The sequence below is a fragment of the Enterobacter sp. HSTU-ASh6 genome (assembly GCF_026319105.1).
GTDB classification, from domain to species: domain Bacteria; phylum Pseudomonadota; class Gammaproteobacteria; order Enterobacterales; family Enterobacteriaceae; genus Enterobacter; species Enterobacter sichuanensis.
Genome location: NZ_WSPD01000027.1, coordinates 1 through 17284, shown reverse-complemented (window position 1 = coordinate 17284; position 17284 = coordinate 1). Strand labels below are relative to the sequence as shown.

Genomic DNA, 17284 nt, shown 5'->3' with positions numbered 1-17284 from the left:
ATATCTAAATGCATCATCTGTCCCGTATGAGGAGCACACAATGTCGTCAGGTAAATACCGCCAGCAGGATGTCCGCGCCGCGCGCGGCACCACCCTTACCGCCAAAAGCTGGCTCACCGAAGCCCCGCTGCGCATGTTGATGAATAACCTTGATCCTGAGGTGGCGGAAAACCCCCACGAGCTGGTGGTCTACGGCGGCATTGGTCGCGCCGCGCGCAACTGGGAATGCTATGACGCAATTGTAAAGTCCCTGACTGAACTCGAACACGACGAAACCCTGCTGGTGCAATCCGGCAAGCCGGTGGGGGTGTTCAAAACCCACAAAAACGCGCCGCGCGTGCTGATCGCCAACTCTAACCTCGTACCGCACTGGGCCACCTGGGAACATTTCAACGAACTCGACGCCAAAGGGCTGGCGATGTATGGCCAGATGACCGCGGGGAGCTGGATCTACATCGGCAGCCAGGGGATTGTACAGGGCACCTACGAGACCTTCGTGGAAGCCGGTCGTCAGCACTACAATGGCTCGCTGAAAGGCCGCTGGGTACTGACCGCAGGTCTCGGCGGTATGGGCGGCGCGCAGCCGCTGGCCGCCACGCTTGCGGGTGCCTGCTCGCTAAACATTGAGTGCCAGCAGAGCCGCATTGATTTCCGTCTGCGTACCCGTTACGTCGACGAGCAGGCGACCAGCCTGGACGATGCGCTGGCGCGTATCAAAAAATACACGTCTGAAGGCAAAGCGGTGTCGATTGCCCTGTGCGGCAACGCGGCGGAGATCCTTCCTGAACTCGTCGCCCGCGGCGTGCGCCCGGATCTCGTGACCGACCAGACCAGCGCCCACGATCCTCTGCATGGTTACCTGCCAAAAGGCTGGACGTGGGAAGCTTATCAGCAGAAAGCGGAAACTGACCCGGAAGGCACGGTGCTGGCCGCGAAACGTTCCATGGCAGAACACGTCTCCGCCATGCTGGCCTTCAGCCAGATGGGCATTCCAACCTTCGATTACGGCAACAACATCCGCCAGATGGCGAAAGAGATGGGCGTGAATAACGCTTTTGACTTCCCGGGCTTTGTCCCTGCGTATATCCGCCCGCTGTTCTGCCGCGGTATCGGTCCGTTCCGCTGGGTTGCCCTGTCCGGCGATCCGGAAGATATCTACAAGACCGATGCCAAAGTGAAGGAGATCGTCGCCGATGACGAACACCTGCACCACTGGCTGGATATGGCCCGCGAGCGCATTAACTTCCAGGGCTTACCGGCGCGTATCTGCTGGGTAGGGCTGGCGTGGCGTCAAAAGCTCGGGCTGGCCTTTAACGAAATGGTACGCAGCGGCGAAGTCTCCGCGCCGATTGTTATCGGCCGCGACCATCTGGACTCCGGCTCTGTCGCCAGTCCGAACCGTGAAACCGAAGCCATGCGCGACGGCTCAGACGCGGTCTCCGACTGGCCACTGCTGAACGCCCTGTTGAACACCGCCAGCGGCGCGACCTGGGTTTCGCTGCACCACGGTGGCGGCGTGGGGATGGGCTTCTCCCAGCATTCCGGGATGGTCATCGTCTGTGACGGAACCGATGAAGCCGCCGCGCGTATCGCTCGCGTGCTGCACAACGACCCGGCAACCGGCGTGATGCGTCATGCCGATGCGGGTTACGACATTGCGATTGACTGTGCCAAAGAGCAGGGACTCAACCTGCCGATGATCCCTGCCACACAAGGAAAGCATTAATGAACGCGTTAACACTCACACCCGGCTCACTGACCCTCAAGCAGCTGCGTAGCGTCTGGCGTCAACCGGTCACCCTTTCGCTGGATGAAAGCGCCCACGCCGCCATCAACGACAGCGTCGCCTGCGTCGAAGCCATTGTGGCCGAAGGGCGCACCGCCTACGGGATTAATACCGGCTTTGGGCTGCTGGCGCAGACCCGCATCGCGACACACGATCTGGAAAACTTACAGCGCTCGCTGGTGCTGTCTCATGCGGCGGGCGTTGGCCAGCCGCTGGATGATGAGATTGTCCGTCTGATGATGGTGCTCAAAATCAACAGCCTGGCGCGCGGCTTCTCCGGCATTCGCCTGAGCGTGATCCAGGCGCTGATGGCGCTGGTCAATGCCGAAGTCTACCCGTGGATCCCGGCGAAAGGTTCCGTTGGTGCATCCGGTGACCTCGCGCCGCTGGCGCACATGTCGCTGCTGCTGCTGAGTGAAGGCCAGGCGCGCTGGCAGGGCGAGTGGCTCCCGGCGAAAGAGGCGCTGAAAAAAGCGGGACTCACTCCGATTACGCTGGCGGCCAAAGAGGGGCTGGCGCTGCTGAACGGCACGCAGGCATCGACGGCATTCGCGCTGCGCGGCCTGTTTGAAGCGGAAGATCTCTTTGCCTCAGCCGTTGTGTGCGGCGCGCTGACCACCGAAGCCGTGCTGGGCTCGCGTCGTCCGTTCGACGCGCGCATCCATGACGTACGCGGCCAGCGCGGGCAGATTGACGCGGCCAGCCTGTACCGTCACGTGCTTACCGACACCAGCGAAATCGCTGAATCGCACCACAACTGTGAAAAAGTGCAGGATCCGTATTCACTGCGCTGTCAGCCGCAGGTGATGGGGGCCTGTCTGACGCAGTTGCGTCAGGCCGCAGAGGTGCTGCTGGTGGAAGCCAACGCGGTGTCCGATAACCCGCTGGTATTCGCCCAGGAAAACGAGGTAGTCTCCGGCGGTAACTTCCACGCTGAGCCGGTAGCGATGGCGGCGGATAATATCGCGCTGGCGATTGCCGAAGTCGGCGCGTTGTCCGAGCGCCGCATTGCGCTGATGATGGATAAACACATGTCCCAGCTGCCACCGTTCCTGGTGCGTAACGGCGGCGTCAACTCGGGCTTTATGATTGCCCAGGTGACCGCCGCGGCGCTGGCAAGCGAGAACAAAGCCCTGTCTCACCCGCACAGCGTGGACAGTCTGCCTACCTCCGCAAACCAGGAAGACCATGTCTCCATGGCCCCTGCAGCCGGACGTCGTCTGTGGGAGATGGCGTCCAACACCCGTGGCGTGCTGGCGGTGGAGTGGCTGGCGGCATGTCAGGGTATCGACCTGCGTGAAGGCCTGAAATCCAGCCCACTGCTGGAGCAGGCGCGCCAGACGTTGCGCGAGCACGTATCCCATTACGATGATGACCGCTTCTTTGCGCCGGATATTGATAAGGCGATGCAGCTTCTGGAGGAAGGGCGTCTGGTAGGGTTGTTGCCGCCGGTGCTGTGATTTTTTTGCCCGGTGGCGCTGCGCTTACCGGGCCTACGGGTACGAAATCCAGGCCGGGTAAGGCGTAGCCGCCACCCGGCTTTTTTTACGAATACATCGCCGTAATCGACGCGCTCCCCAGCGAATGGAAATGCACGTTAAACCCTACCATTGCGCCGCTCGCCCCTTCATCCACGTCTATCTTCTCCACATCCAGCGCGTGTACCGTAAAGATATAGCGGTGGGTTTCCCCTTTTGGTGGCGCCGCGCCGCCGTAACCTGCTTTGCCAAAATCGGTGCGGGTCTGAATGGCGCCTTCAGGCAGCGCAACCAGGTCAGAGCCGGAACCCTGCGGCAGGACCCGCGTATCGGCAGGCAGGTTCGCCACAATCCAGTGCCACCAGCCCGAGCCGGTGGGGGCATCCGGATCGTAACAGGTGACGACAAAACTTTTGGTGCCCGCTGGAACATCATCCCACGCCAGGTGCGGGGAGATATTGTCTCCCTGATACCCCATGCCGTTGAATACGTGACGCTCCGGCAGCTTTTCACCGTCGCGCAGATCTTTACTGATGATTTTCATACGGTTTACCCTCGTGATTCACTCGTTCAGAAAGTGTAACGCATGGGGTTAAATCGTGAAATGCGCGGGATTGTTAACGGCTGTAACGACCGCGGCGGTTAATTTACGCAACTGCTCCTGCGTAATGATATACGGCGGCATCAGGTAGATAAGTTTGCCGAAGGGGCGCACCCAAACGCCCTGATCCACGAAGAAGCGCTGCAGCGCCGCCATGTTCACCGGATGGGTAGTCTCAATCACCCCGATGGCCCCCAGCACGCGCACGTCCGCCACGAAATTCGCTCCCGAGGCGGCGCTCAGCTCTTCTTTCAGCTGCGCTTCGATCGCCGCCACTTGCGTTTGCCACTCACCGCTCTCCAGAATCGCCAGGCTTTCACTCGCTACCGCGCAGGCCAGCGGGTTGCCCATAAACGTCGGGCCATGCATAAAGCAGCCCGCGTCGCCGTCGCTGATGGTGTCGGCGACCTGGCGGGTCGTGAGCGTGGCGGAGAGCGTCATCGTGCCGCCGGTGAGCGCTTTACCCAGACACAGAATATCCGGGGTGATACCCGCATGTTCGCAGGCAAACAGCTTGCCCGTGCGGCCAAAACCGGTGGCGATCTCATCGGCAATCAGCAAAATGCCCTCGCGGTCGCACATCCTGCGAATACGCTTCAGCCATTCCGGGTGGTACATCCGCATTCCACCGGCACCCTGGACAACGGGCTCCAGAATAACGGCGGCAATCTCCTGGCGGTGGGCGGCCATCAGCCGCGCAAAGCCGACCATGTCCATCTCGTTCCACTCGCCGTCGAAACGGCTCTGCGGGGCCGGGGCAAACAGGTTTTCCGGCAGATACCCTTTCCAGAGGCTGTGCATGGAGTTATCCGGATCGCAGACCGACATCGCCCCGAAGGTATCCCCGTGATAACCGTTACGGAAGGTGAGGAACCGCTGACGGGACTCCCCTCTGGCATGCCAGTACTGCAGCGCCATTTTCATCGCCACTTCCACCGCCACGGAGCCGGAATCAGCAAGGAATACGCACTCCAGCGCGTCAGGCGTCATCGCCACCAGCCGACGACATAAATCCACCGCAGGCTGATGGGTGATCCCGCCAAACATTACGTGCGACATCTGGTCAATCTGCGCTTTCATCGCCACATTCAGGCGCGGGTGGTTATACCCATGAATGGCCGCCCACCAGGAGGACATCCCGTCAATCAGCGGCTCGCCGCTGGCGAGATGCAGCTCGCAGCCGTGGGCGGAGGCGACCGGATAGACGGGGAGCGGGCGGGTCATCGAGGTGTAAGGGTGCCAGATATGCTGCGTGTCGAAGGTGAGATCGTCCTGGGTCATAATCGACTTGTAAACCATTTTGAAAAGTTTTAGGTTTACGAGTATAAACCGAACCGAAAATTAACAAAACCCTTTGGAGAAGCCCCATGGCTCACCACGCACGCTGGACGATGTCGCAAGTCACTGAATTATTCAACAAACCTTTCCTTGAGCTGATGTTCGAAGCCCAACAGGTGCATCGTCAGCACTTCGATCCGCGCCATGTTCAGGTCAGCACGCTGCTGTCCATCAAGACCGGCGCCTGCCCGGAAGACTGCAAATATTGCCCGCAGAGCGCGCGCTATAAAACGGGCCTTGAATCCGAACGGCTGATGGAGGTCGAGCAGGTGCTCGACTCCGCCCGTAAGGCGAAAAACGCCGGGTCGACCCGTTTCTGCATGGGCGCGGCGTGGAAAAACCCGCACGACCGCGACATGCCGTATCTGGAGCAGATGGTGAAGGGCGTGAAAGAGATGGGTCTCGAAGCCTGTATGACGCTGGGCACGCTGAACGAAGAGCAGGCGCAGCGCCTCTCGGCGGCCGGGCTGGACTACTACAATCACAACCTCGACACCTCGCCGGAGTTTTACGGCAATATCATCACCACCCGTACCTATCAGGAGCGTCTGGACACGCTCGATAAAGTGCGTGAAGCGGGGATCAAAGTGTGCTCGGGCGGTATCGTGGGTCTGGGTGAGACGGTGAAAGATCGCGCCGGTCTGCTGCTGCAGCTGGCGAACCTGCCGACGCCACCGGAAAGCGTGCCGATCAACATGCTGGTGAAGGTGAAAGGCACGCCGCTGGCGGATAACGAGGATGTGGATGCGTTTGATTTTATCCGCACCATCGCGGTAGCGCGCATCATGATGCCGACCTCTTATGTGCGCCTCTCTGCCGGTCGCGAGCAGATGAACGAGCAGACCCAGGCAATGTGCTTTATGGCCGGGGCCAACTCCATCTTCTACGGCTGCAAGCTGCTGACCACGCCGAACCCGGAAGAGGACAAAGACGTTCAGCTGTTCCGCAAGCTGGGGCTGAACCCGCATCAGACCGAGGTGCTGGCGGGGGATAACGAACAACAGCAGCAGCTGGAGCAGCAGATTATTAATGCCGACACCGACCAGTTCTACAACGCGGCAGCGGTATGACCTGGGAGACACGTATCCATTCCGCGCTCGACGAGCGGCGGGCGGCAGATGCGTTTCGCGTACGCAGGGTTGTCGAAAACGGCGCAGGCCGTTTTCTGACCCGTGAGAACCGGCAGTTTTGTAACTTCTCCAGCAACGATTATCTCGGGCTGAGCCAGCATCCGGCCATCATCCGCGCCTGGCAGCAGGGCGCGGAGCAGTATGGCGTGGGCAGCGGCGGGTCCGGGCACGTCAGCGGATACACCACCGCGCACCAGGCGCTGGAGGAGACGCTTGCCGACTGGCTGGGCTACCCGCGCGCGCTGCTGTTTATCTCGGGTTTCGCGGCCAATCAGGCCGTCATTACCGCGCTGATGGGGAAGAATGACCGTATTGTCGCCGACCGCTTAAGCCACGCCTCCCTGCTGGAGGCGGCACATTTAAGCCCGGCGCAGCTGCGTCGCTTTGCGCATAACGACGCGGGGCAACTCGCCGCGCTGCTGGGTAAACCCTGCGACGGGCAACAGCTGGTGGTCACGGAAGGGGTGTTCAGCATGGATGGCGACAGCGCGCCGCTTGCCGCGCTGCATGACGCGGCAAAACGGCAAAACGCCTGGGTGCTGGTGGATGATGCCCACGGCATTGGCGTGATGGGCGATGAGGGTCGCGGTAGCGCCCATCAGCAGCAGGTGAAGCCGGAACTGCTGATTGTCACCTTCGGCAAAGGTTTTGGCGTGAGCGGGGCGGCTGTGCTGTGCAGCGAATCCGTCGCCGACTATCTGCTGCAGTTTGCCCGTCATCTGATCTACAGCACCAGTATGCCCCCCGCGCAGGCGGTGGCGCTGTCTGCGTCTGTGCGGGTGATTCGCAGCGCCGAAGGCCGTGAACGCCGGGCTCGTCTGGCGGAACACATCCGGCGTTTTCGACAGGGTCTGGATCGGCTTCCCTTCCGGAGTACCGAATCGCAGAGCGCAATCCAGCCGGTAATCGTCGGTGAAAACAGCCTGGCGCTCACGCTGGCGCATACGCTGCGCGAGCGGGGGATGTGGGTCACGGCCATCCGTCCGCCCACCGTGCCGCCGGGTACCGCCCGACTGCGCCTCACGCTGACCGCGGCACACGAAGCCGACGATATTGATGCCCTTCTGGAGGCGTTGCATGTCGCCAGTCAATAAACAGGCCATTGCGGCGGCCTTTGGCCGGGCCGCGCGCAGCTACTCACAGCACGATGAACTTCAGCGTCAGAGCGCTGAGGGGCTGCTGGCGTTGCTCGGCGAAACGTGCTTTAGCCAGGTGCTGGACGCCGGGTGCGGTCCAGGCGGAAATAGCCGCTACTGGCGCGAAACAGGAAGCCAGGTGACGGCCATCGACCTCTCTCCTGACATGCTTGCAGAGGCACGGCAGCAGCAGGCCGCGCATCACTATCTGGTGGCGGATATCGAAGCGATCCCGCTGGCAGACGCGCAATTCGACCTGGTCTGGAGCCATCTGGCCGTGCAATGGTGCAGCAGCCTGCCGCAGGCCTTAAGCGAGCTTTACCGCGTGGCGCGTCCGGGCGGGAGAGTCGCGTTTACCACGCTGCTGGAAAGCTCGTTACCGGAGCTCAACCAGGCCTGGCAGGCGGTAGATGAACAGCCGCACGCAAACCGGTTTTTACCGCACGAACAGGTCACGCAGGCGCTGGCTGGCTGGCGCTATCAGAGTCAGGTGCAGACCATCACCCTCCATTTCAGCGACGCGCTCAGTGCCATGCGCTCGCTGAAGGGGATTGGTGCCACGCATCTGCACACCGGACGCGAGAAAAAACTGCTCACCCGGGGTCAGTTGCAGCGCCTGGAGCTGGCCTGGCCGCAGGAGCGGGGAGATTTCCCGCTCTCTTATCAACTTTTTCATGGGGTTATCGAACGTGACTGAACGCTACTTTGTCACCGGAACGGATACGGAAGTGGGGAAAACGGTGGCCAGCGCAGCGCTGCTGCAGGCGGCGCGACGGCTGGGAAAAAACACCGCCGGGTATAAGCCGGTCGCTTCCGGCAGCGAGATGACCGCAGAAGGTCTGCGCAATACCGACGCGCTGGCGCTCCAGCGGAACAGCACCCTTAAGCTCGCCTATTCCGCGGTGAATCCGTATACCTTTGCCGAGCCGACGTCGCCGCACATCATCAGCGCCGATGAAGGCCGCCCGATTGATTTTGACGTGCTTTCAGCCGGATTACGGTCGCTGGAACGCCAGGCGGACTGGGTGCTGGTGGAGGGGGCCGGCGGCTGGTTTACGCCACTCTCGCAGGACCAGACGTTTGCTGACTGGGTGCAGCGCGAGCAGCTCCCGGTCATCCTGGTGGTGGGAGTGAAGCTCGGCTGTATTAACCATGCGATGTTGACCGCGCAGGCCGTTTCGCAGGCGGGGCTGCGTCTGGCGGGCTGGATCGCCAACGACGTGGTTGCCCCGGGCAAGCGGCATCAGGAGTATCTGGCGACGCTTAAGCGCGTTTTGCCTGCCCCTTTTCTCGGGGAGATCCCGTGGCTTGCGGACGAGGCCGAACGGGCCGAAACCGGGCGCTATCTCGACCTCAGCGCCTTGCTTCCAGCGACATCCAGTGGGCGATAAGCTCATCGTCCAGTTCGTTAACGTGGCCCTGGGCCACGTTACGCCCGCGATATAGCATACAAAAACGTTCCGCGACCCGGCGAATAAACGACAGCCGTTGCTCAGCCAGCAGCACCGTCATGCCCAGTTCGCGGTTCAGGCGTATCAGCAGCTGTGCCAGCTTATGCGCAAAACCGTGACCGGCGCCATGCATCGGCTCATCGAGAATCAGCATCCGCGGACGGGTTACCAGCGCATTGGCCAGAGCCAGCTGGTACTGGTCGTCTGGCGAAAGGGCGTTGGCCCGGGTCTGGCGTAACGGGTAGAGTTCGGGTAACAGATCGTACACCTCGCTTTTCGCTTGCGGATCGGGCCTCCCCATCGCCCGCATAGCGATATGCAGATTCTCCTCAATCGTTAACTGGGAGAAGATGCGCCTGTCTTGCGGGACATAGCCAATTCCCGGCCCTGAACGCTGTTCTGGCGCCGGGCTCAGCAAATCACGCGGCGGCGCGCCCGCTTCATGCCAGATGATGGTGCCGCTTTCCACGGGCACTTTCCCGGCGATGCAATTCATCAGGGTGGTTTTCCCCATTCCAGGCAGACCTACGACGCCCGTACACACCCCTTGCGGAAAATCTAAATCCACGTTCCATAGCGTATGTTGGCTTCCGTAAAACTGGTTCACTGCACGCAGACTCAACATCTTTCTCTCCTTAAAAATGTGTGTAGGTGAGGTTCGATGTTGATTGTGCAAAACCCCTGCCAGAAAGTGGAAAGTGTTTAAAAAAGCGCCTTTTTTAGGACTACGTCACAGGAGGAAGGTGAAAAAAGCGGGGGAGTGCACATCAACGGTGCCGGCGGTGGTGAGTTGTGGTGCAGGAACCAGAATGATGAAATTGTGAGCTATATCTCATCGATTGGTTATGAATGAGACAACTGTTAATCATCAAAAAATAGCTATAAAAATTTTTTCCTGCCGTCTCGTGGGAAAATCCGGGAATTTGCCGAGCGCCAGTCTGTATGGGCTGGAAGCAGTTATCCACTATTCCTGTGGATAACCATGTGCATTAGAGTTAGAAAACACGCGTTAAGCGAGAGAAGACGCGGCTTTCGCCCAAATTGACGCGAAACGCGGCTTTAGAAAATATCGTTTAAAATTTAATTGCTTAGATAAAAGCAATTCCCGTCACGAAAGTGTCACCCGTTGCCATAAAACTATCATGACCTGGCTTGACAAATGTTAAAAAAGAAAAAGTTCTGGGGATAACCTCACCTGACTGGTGTTTTATATTGTCACAGTCCAAATTTTGGCCGGTATCGCGCTAATCATTCAGGCGCTATGCTAAATATCCTGACATGCCACTGGTTTTTCATCCAGTGTTTTTTACTGGCAATCCTGGCAACAACGAGTAAAATTACTCACCTGCCGCTTATAACGTCATCAGGTTGTCGCCCATGAGTAAACCGTTCAAATTGAATTCTGCTTTCCGTCCATCTGGCGATCAGCCTGAGGCGATCCGCCGTCTGGAAGAGGGGCTGGAAGACGGGCTGGCACACCAGACGCTGCTGGGGGTAACCGGCTCCGGCAAAACGTTCACGATCGCCAACGTGATTGCCGATCTGCAGCGCCCCACGATGGTGCTGGCACCCAACAAAACCCTTGCCGCACAGCTTTACGGCGAGATGAAAGAGTTCTTCCCGGATAATGCCGTGGAGTATTTCGTCTCCTACTACGATTACTACCAGCCTGAGGCCTACGTCCCGAGCTCTGACACGTTCATTGAGAAAGATGCCTCGGTAAACGAACACATTGAGCAGATGCGTCTGTCGGCGACGAAGGCGCTGCTGGAGCGTCGCGATGTGGTGGTCGTGGCGTCGGTATCGGCTATCTACGGTCTGGGCGATCCGGATCTCTACCTGAAGATGATGCTGCACCTGACTCAGGGGATGATCATCGATCAGCGCGCGATTTTGCGTCGTCTGGCGGAGCTGCAGTACACCCGTAATGACCAGGCGTTCCAGCGCGGAACGTTCCGCGTTCGCGGTGAAGTGATTGATATCTTCCCGGCAGAATCTGACGATATTGCGCTGCGCGTAGAGTTGTTTGACGAAGAGGTCGAGCGCCTCTCGCTGTTCGACCCGCTGACCGGCCACATCGAGTCGGTCATTCAGCGCTATACCATCTACCCGAAAACGCACTATGTGACGCCACGCGAGCGTATCGTGCAGGCGATGGAAGAGATCAAAGTCGAGCTGGCAGAACGCCGTAAAGTGCTTCTGGCGAACAATAAGCTGCTGGAGGAGCAACGCCTGACCCAGCGTACCCAGTTTGATCTGGAGATGATGAACGAGCTGGGCTACTGCTCCGGGATCGAAAACTACTCCCGTTTCCTCTCCGGACGCGGGCCGGGTGAGCCACCGCCGACGCTGTTTGACTATCTTCCGGCCGACGGTCTGCTGGTGATCGACGAATCCCACGTCACCATCCCGCAGATTGGCGGGATGTATCGCGGTGACCGGGCGCGCAAAGAGACGCTGGTGGAGTACGGATTCCGCCTGCCGTCCGCGCTGGATAACCGTCCAATGAAGTTTGAAGAGTTTGAGGCGCTGGCTCCGCAGACCATCTACGTCTCGGCTACCCCGGGCAACTATGAGCTGGAGAAATCCGGCGATGAGGTGGTTGACCAGGTGGTGCGTCCGACGGGGCTGCTGGACCCGGTTATCGAGGTGCGTCCCGTGGCGACGCAGGTGGACGATCTGCTCTCCGAGATCCGTGCCCGTTCCGCCATCAACGAGCGTGTGCTGGTGACCACGCTCACCAAACGTATGGCGGAAGATCTGACCGAGTATCTCGAAGAGCACGGCGAGAAGGTGCGTTATCTGCACTCGGATATCGATACCGTGGAGCGCATGGAGATTATTCGCGACCTGCGCCTGGGCGAGTTTGACGTGCTGGTGGGGATCAACCTGTTGCGGGAAGGTCTGGATATGCCGGAAGTCTCGCTGGTGGCGATTCTGGATGCCGATAAAGAGGGCTTCCTGCGTTCTGAACGCTCTCTGATCCAGACCATTGGCCGCGCCGCGCGTAACGTCAACGGCAAAGCGATTCTGTACGGGGATAAAATCACCCCGTCGATGGCGAAAGCGATCGGTGAAACGGAGCGCCGTCGCGAGAAACAGCAGCGCTATAATGAAGAGCACGGCATTACGCCGCAGGGGCTGAACAAGAAGGTGGTGGATATTCTGGCGCTGGGTCAGAACATTGCCAAAACCAAAGCGAAAGGCCGCGGCAAGGCGCGTTCAGTGGTGGAAGAAGATACCGTCGCGCTGACGCCGAAAGCGCTGCAGCAGAAAATCCACGAGCTGGAAGCGCAGATGATGCAGCACGCACAGAACCTGGAGTTCGAAGAGGCGGCGCAGATCCGCGACCAGCTTCATCAGCTGCGGGATCTGTTTATTGCAGCATCGTAGCTTCTTGCCCGGTGGCGCTGCGCTTACCGGGCCTACGGGTTAAGTGCCCCTTGTAGCCCCGGTAAGCGCAGCGCCACCGGGGGTTGTTAACCCAGCGCCTGAATCGCCTTCTCCAGCGCTTCGCGCAGCAAGTGCCTGTCATGACGATATTTGATATCGCTGGCCTCCAGCGGCTCCTGTATCACCAGGCGATCGCCAATCCCTGACACATCAACTTTCGGTCCCACTACCACGCCGTCGATAATTTTCTTTCCGACGTACTGCTCCATCAGCTCCAGCTTGTCCGCCAGCGACAGGCTGGCCGCGGCCGGGCTCAGTTCACGCCCCAGGTTACCGATGTAGACCATCGGAGCAGGGGTTCTGCGCAAGGCCTGCGCCAGCTCTTTCACCAGAAGAATCGGCATCAGGCTGGTGTAAAAACTGCCGGGGCCGATCAGGATCACATCCGCCTCGGCGATGGCCTCAACCGCTTCGCGCGTGGCGGGGACGGCGGGGTAGGTCATCAGCTCTTTTGGCGGCAGGGTTAGCTGGTCGATATTCACTTCGCCGTACACTTCATGGCCATCCACGTCGATGGCCATCAAATCGACCGGCTGTTCAGACATCGGGATCAGGAACGCATCCACTTTTAGCAGATTACGTATCAGATTGATGGCTTCCAGCGGGCGCACGCTCAGGTGATCGAGAGCCTTAAGCATTAAATTTCCGAGGTTATGCCCGGAAAGTTCCCCATTCCCGCCGAAACGGTACTCAAACATCGCCGAAGCGACGCTCGGTTCGGTAATCAGCTGGTTCAGGCAGTTGCGCATATCGCCCCAGGCGATACCCCCTTCCGCACGTCGGATGCGCCCCGTAGAGCCACCGTTATCCGTGGTTGTCACTATCCCTGTCAGTCTGGAGCCGAGTGAAGACAGTGAGGACATCACTCGCCCGAGACCGTGGCCTCCGCCGAGTGCGACCACACGGTCAAGATCCGCAAAAGTGCGATTGCGCATACCTGTTCCTTATCACGTTTGATCTGCGTAACACTACCCTAACTACCCCTAAAAGACGATGCCCTACCGGACGCAAAATGACACATATCAATGCGAAGAGGCTGTTTTTGAGTATTCTGTAGCGAAAATACACGATTATGTCGTTATGTAGTTATTTATATAGCGTTAAGCGAGAATAGCGGTGAGAGGATTTACGCGCTACTATCGCCATAACCACGTTTTCAAATTTGAAAACATACACTCTAGCCTTTGTGCCTGTGTCGAAAGATATGGCGCTCTGGCCGTGGCGACTTTGCCACCAGGGTACAGAAAGAAATGACTGTGCCTCCCGTATCTGGAAAGGTGTACATGGCTTCACAACTTACTGATGCTTTCGCGCGTAAGTTTTATTACTTACGTCTGTCGATTACCGATGTGTGCAACTTCCGTTGCACTTACTGCCTGCCCGACGGCTACAAACCGGGCAGCGTCACCAATAACGGCTTTCTCTCCGTGGATGAAGTGCGCCGCGTCACGCGCGCCTTCTCTGAACTCGGCACCGAAAAAGTGCGTCTGACCGGCGGTGAACCCTCGCTGCGCCGCGATTTCCCCGACATCATTGCCGCCGTGCGTGAAAACGAACGCATCCGCCAGATTGCGGTTACCACCAACGGTTACCGCATGGCCCGCGACGTGGCCATCTGGCGTGATGCGGGGCTGACCGCCATCAACGTCAGCGTGGACAGCCTGGATGCCCGCCAGTTCCACGCCATTACCGGCCAGGATAAATTCCAGCAGGTCATGGACGGCATCGACGCGGCATTTGCGGCTGGCTTCGAAAAGGTCAAAGTCAACACCGTGCTGATGCGTGACGTGAACCATCATCAGCTGGACACCTTCCTGGCGTGGATCAAATCCCGCCCCATTCAGTTGCGTTTTATCGAGCTGATGGAAACCGGCGAGGGCAGCGAGCTGTTCCGCCGCCACCACATCTCCGGCATGGTGCTGCGCGACGAGTTGCTGAAACGCGGCTGGATCCACCAGATCCGCCAGCGCAGCGACGGCCCGGCGCAGGTCTTCTGTCACCCGGATTATGAAGGGGAAATTGGGCTCATCATGCCCTATGAGAAAGACTTCTGCGCCAGCTGTAACCGTCTGCGCGTTTCCTCCGTGGGCAAACTGCACTTATGTCTGTTTGGCGACGGTGGCGTTGAGCTACGCGATCTGCTGGCAGATGATACCCAGCAGAGTGCGCTTGAAGCGCGGATCTCTGAGGCCCTGACGCATAAAAAACAGACCCACTTCCTGCATCAGGGCAATACCGGCATTACTCAGAACCTGTCCTACATCGGCGGGTAATCAGGCTTAAGAAGGAATCAGAAGATGAGTCAGGTAAGTGCAGAATTTATCCCGACACGCATTGCTATCCTTACCGTTTCCGATCGCCGTGGCGAAGAGGATGATACCTCCGGCCACTGGCTGCGCGAGGCGGCCCATGACGCAGGACATAAGATCGTCGATAAAGCGATCGTCAAAGAGAACCGCTACGCCATTCGCGCGCAGGTCTCTCAGTGGATCGCCAGTGATGAGGTGCAGGTGGTGTTGATCACCGGCGGCACCGGCTTTACCACAGGCGATCAGGTGCCTGAAGCGCTGAGCCCGCTGTTCGACCGCGAAGTGGAAGGCTTCGGTGAAGTGTTCCGCATGCTCTCCTTTGAAGAGATTGGTACCTCCACGCTGCAGTCGCGTGCCGTGGCGGGCGTGGCGAACAAAACGCTGATTTTTGCCATGCCGGGTTCGACCAAAGCCTGCCGCACCGCGTGGGAAAACATCATCGCCCCGCAGCTGGATGCCCGTACCCGTCCGTGTAATTTCCATCCCCATTTAAAGAAATAAGCTATGTCACAACTGACCCACATTAACGCCGCTGGCGAAGCGCATATGGTGGACGTCTCCGCCAAAGCGGAAACGGTGCGCGAGGCGCGCGCGGAAGCGTTCGTTACCATGCTGCCAGAAACCCTGGCGATGATTCTCGACGGCAGCCATCACAAGGGTGACGTGTTTGCCACGGCCCGTATTGCGGGTATTCAGGCCGCGAAACGCACCTGGGACTTAATTCCGCTGTGCCATCCGCTGATGCTGAGCAAGGTGGAAGTGAACCTGCAGGCGCAGCCGGAGCACAGCCGTGTGCGCATTGAATCGCTGTGCCGTTTAACCGGCAAAACCGGCGTGGAGATGGAGGCGCTGACGGCAGCCTCCGTCGCCGCGCTGACCATCTACGACATGTGCAAAGCGGTACAGAAAGATATGGTGATTGGCCCGGTTCGCCTGCTGGCAAAAAGCGGCGGCAAGTCCGGTGATTTTAAGGTGGGCAGCGATGATTAAGGTGCTCTTTTTTGCCCAGGTGCGTGAGCTGGTCAACACCGACAGCCTGACGCTGGATGCGTCTTTTGAAAACGTTGCGGCCCTGCGCGCGCATCTGGCGGCACAAAGCGACCGCTGGGCGCTGGCGCTGGACGAAGGCAAGCTGCTGGCCGCCGTGAATCAGACGCTGGTGGAATTCACCCATCCGCTGAAGGCAGGGGATGAAGTGGCTTTCTTCCCGCCGGTGACAGGGGGCTAAGATGGCGGAAACCCGAATTCTGGTAGGTCCTGAGCGCTTCAGTGTTGGTACAGAATACAGCTGGCTGGCGGAGCGCGATGAAGACGGCGCCGTTGTTACCTTCACCGGCAAGGTGCGCAACCACAACCTCGGCGACAGCGTGAAGGCGCTGACGCTGGAACACTATCCCGGCATGACCGAGAAATCGCTGGCGGAGATTGTGGAACAGGCGCGAAGCCGCTGGCCGCTTGGGCGCGTCACGGTGATTCACCGCATCGGTGAGATGTGGCCTGGCGAGGAGATTGTCTTTGTCGGGGTGACCAGCGCACACCGCGGTAGCGCGTTTGCCGCGGGGGAGTTCATTATGGATTACCTTAAAACCAGAGCGCCGTTCTGGAAACGCGAAGCCACGCCGGAAGGCGAACGGTGGGTGGAGTCCCGCGACAGCGATAAACAGGCCGCCAGCCGTTGGTAGTCGGTTTACGTGGATGTGTTACTCTTAACGTGTGTGTCTACTTAATCTTAATCAGGAGTGAATCATGGACCGATTTCCGCGTTCCGATTCAATAGTACAGCAGACCCGTAGCGGGCTGCAGACGTATATGGCTCAGGTGTATGGCTGGATGACGGTCGGCTTACTGCTTACTGCGTTTATCGCGTGGTATGCAGCGAACACCCCTGAGCTGATGATGTTTATCTTCTCCAGCAAAATCACCTTTTTTGGGCTGATTATCGCGCAGCTGGCGCTGGTGTTTGTGCTCTCAGGCCTGGTGCACAAGCTGAGTGCCGGTATGGCAACGACCCTGTTTATGCTCTATTCGGCGTTAACGGGGCTGACGCTTTCCAGCATTTTCATCGTTTACACCTACTCTTCCATCGCCAGCACCTTCGTGGTAACCGGCGGGATGTTTGGTGCGATGAGCCTCTACGGTTACACCACCAAACGCGATCTGAGCGGCTTCGGCAGCATGCTGTTCATGGGGCTGATCGGGATCGTGCTGGCGTCGCTGGTAAACCTGTGGCTGAAGAGCGAAGCGCTGATGTGGGCGGTGACCTACATTGGGGTGGTGGTCTTCGTGGGGCTGACGGCGTATGACACCCAGAAGCTGAAAAATATTGGCGAACAGATCGACGTGCGTGACAGCTCTAACCTGCGCAAATACTCGATTCTGGGCGCGCTGACGCTCTATCTGGACTTCATCAACCTGTTCCTGATGCTGCTGCGCATTTTCGGCAACCGTCGCTAGTTATTTCCCCTCACCCCAACCCCTCTCCCCAAAGGGGAGAGGGGCTCGATCGGTTCCCTCTCCCCTTTGGGGTGTACAGTCCGGGGACATGGTAGACAGGTGTTCGGGGACATGGTGAACACTTTTTAACATCCTTTACCCATGGTGA

General features: G+C 59.0%; 17 protein-coding genes and 1 riboswitch. Of the genes, 13 read left to right on the top strand and 4 right to left on the bottom strand.

The annotated features are described in order from the left end of the window. The first annotated feature begins 40 nt into the window (after positions 1-40). On the top strand, positions 41-1726 hold the full coding sequence (gene hutU, locus GM298_RS21485; protein ID WP_045285436.1) for a urocanate hydratase: 1686 nt from the start codon (positions 41-43) through the stop codon (positions 1724-1726). After that, entirely contained in the window at positions 1726-3246 is a 1521-nt protein-coding gene (gene hutH, locus GM298_RS21480; RefSeq protein WP_266155266.1) for a histidine ammonia-lyase, read from the top strand. Before hutU ends, hutH begins: the two co-directional genes overlap by 1 nt. 85 nt (positions 3247-3331) lie before the next feature. On the opposite strand, the gene GM298_RS21475 is transcribed toward hutH, so the two are convergent. Both GM298_RS21475 and bioA read right to left on the bottom strand, forming a co-directional pair. Then, positions 3332-3808, bottom strand: coding sequence for a kinase inhibitor (locus GM298_RS21475; protein WP_025757235.1), 477 nt, complete (start codon positions 3806-3808; stop codon positions 3332-3334). 48 nt (positions 3809-3856) lie between these two features. After that, the gene (gene bioA, locus GM298_RS21470) at positions 3857-5164 is read right to left on the bottom strand and encodes an adenosylmethionine--8-amino-7-oxononanoate transaminase (protein ID WP_266155265.1); all 1308 of its coding nucleotides are present in this window, start codon (positions 5162-5164) and stop codon (positions 3857-3859) included. Positions 5165-5232: 68 nt separating this feature from the next. Here bioA and bioB point away from each other — a divergent pair, with 68 nt between their 5' ends. From bioB to bioD, 4 genes are read left to right on the top strand one after another with little or no spacing between them, the layout of a single operon-like run. Further along, positions 5233-6273: a biotin synthase BioB gene (bioB, locus tag GM298_RS21465; RefSeq protein WP_047958061.1), complete on the top strand. Its 1041-nt coding sequence runs from the start codon at positions 5233-5235 to the stop codon at positions 6271-6273. Next, on the top strand, positions 6270-7427 hold the full coding sequence (gene bioF, locus GM298_RS21460) for an 8-amino-7-oxononanoate synthase (protein ID WP_262748596.1): 1158 nt from the start codon (positions 6270-6272) through the stop codon (positions 7425-7427). Before bioB ends, bioF begins: the two co-directional genes overlap by 4 nt. Continuing rightward, complete coding sequence (bioC, locus tag GM298_RS21455) at positions 7411-8166, top strand: malonyl-ACP O-methyltransferase BioC (protein WP_266155263.1); 756 nt, start codon at positions 7411-7413, stop codon at positions 8164-8166. The genes bioF and bioC overlap by 17 nt, the downstream gene beginning before the upstream one ends. Continuing rightward, positions 8159-8860: a dethiobiotin synthase gene (bioD, locus tag GM298_RS21450; protein WP_185857686.1), complete on the top strand. Its 702-nt coding sequence runs from the start codon at positions 8159-8161 to the stop codon at positions 8858-8860. Before bioC ends, bioD begins: the two co-directional genes overlap by 8 nt. On the opposite strand, the gene GM298_RS21445 is transcribed toward bioD, so the two are convergent. Further along, the gene (locus tag GM298_RS21445; RefSeq protein ID WP_025757241.1) at positions 8823-9545 is read right to left on the bottom strand and encodes an ABC transporter ATP-binding protein; all 723 of its coding nucleotides are present in this window, start codon (positions 9543-9545) and stop codon (positions 8823-8825) included. The genes bioD and GM298_RS21445 overlap by 38 nt on opposite strands. A 752-nt stretch (positions 9546-10297) precedes the next feature. Between GM298_RS21445 and uvrB the strand changes: the two genes are divergently transcribed. Continuing rightward, positions 10298-12313: an excinuclease ABC subunit UvrB gene (uvrB, locus tag GM298_RS21440; RefSeq protein WP_025757242.1), complete on the top strand. Its 2016-nt coding sequence runs from the start codon at positions 10298-10300 to the stop codon at positions 12311-12313. Between the two features lie 86 nt (positions 12314-12399). On the opposite strand, the gene yvcK is transcribed toward uvrB, so the two are convergent. Further along, positions 12400-13308, bottom strand: a complete 909-nt coding sequence (gene yvcK / locus GM298_RS21435) for a uridine diphosphate-N-acetylglucosamine-binding protein YvcK (protein ID WP_025757243.1) — start codon at positions 13306-13308, stop codon at positions 12400-12402. A 226-nt stretch (positions 13309-13534) separates the two neighbouring features. After that, positions 13535-13669: riboswitch (molybdenum cofactor riboswitch) on the top strand. On the opposite strand from yvcK, the gene moaA reads away from it, so the two are divergent. From moaA to GM298_RS21405, 6 genes are all read left to right on the top strand, one after another. Further along, positions 13657-14646 (top strand): GTP 3',8-cyclase MoaA, encoded by a 990-nt coding sequence (gene moaA, locus GM298_RS21430; RefSeq protein WP_266155259.1) that lies wholly within the window; start codon positions 13657-13659, stop codon positions 14644-14646. It overlaps the preceding riboswitch by 13 nt. A 24-nt stretch (positions 14647-14670) precedes the next feature. Continuing rightward, complete coding sequence (moaB, locus tag GM298_RS21425; protein WP_025757245.1) at positions 14671-15183, top strand: molybdenum cofactor biosynthesis protein B; 513 nt, start codon at positions 14671-14673, stop codon at positions 15181-15183. A 3-nt stretch (positions 15184-15186) separates the two neighbouring features. Beyond that, positions 15187-15672: a cyclic pyranopterin monophosphate synthase MoaC gene (moaC, locus tag GM298_RS21420; protein WP_266155257.1), complete on the top strand. Its 486-nt coding sequence runs from the start codon at positions 15187-15189 to the stop codon at positions 15670-15672. Next, entirely contained in the window at positions 15665-15910 is a 246-nt protein-coding gene (moaD, locus tag GM298_RS21415) for a molybdopterin synthase sulfur carrier subunit (RefSeq protein WP_025757247.1), read from the top strand. The genes moaC and moaD overlap by 8 nt, the downstream gene beginning before the upstream one ends. A 1-nt stretch (position 15911) precedes the next feature. Further along, the gene (gene moaE / locus GM298_RS21410) at positions 15912-16364 is read left to right on the top strand and encodes a molybdopterin synthase catalytic subunit MoaE (protein WP_025757248.1); all 453 of its coding nucleotides are present in this window, start codon (positions 15912-15914) and stop codon (positions 16362-16364) included. Positions 16365-16428: 64 nt separating this feature from the next. Then, entirely contained in the window at positions 16429-17136 is a 708-nt protein-coding gene (locus GM298_RS21405) for a Bax inhibitor-1 family protein (protein ID WP_025757249.1), read from the top strand. Positions 17137-17284 lie beyond the last annotated feature (148 nt).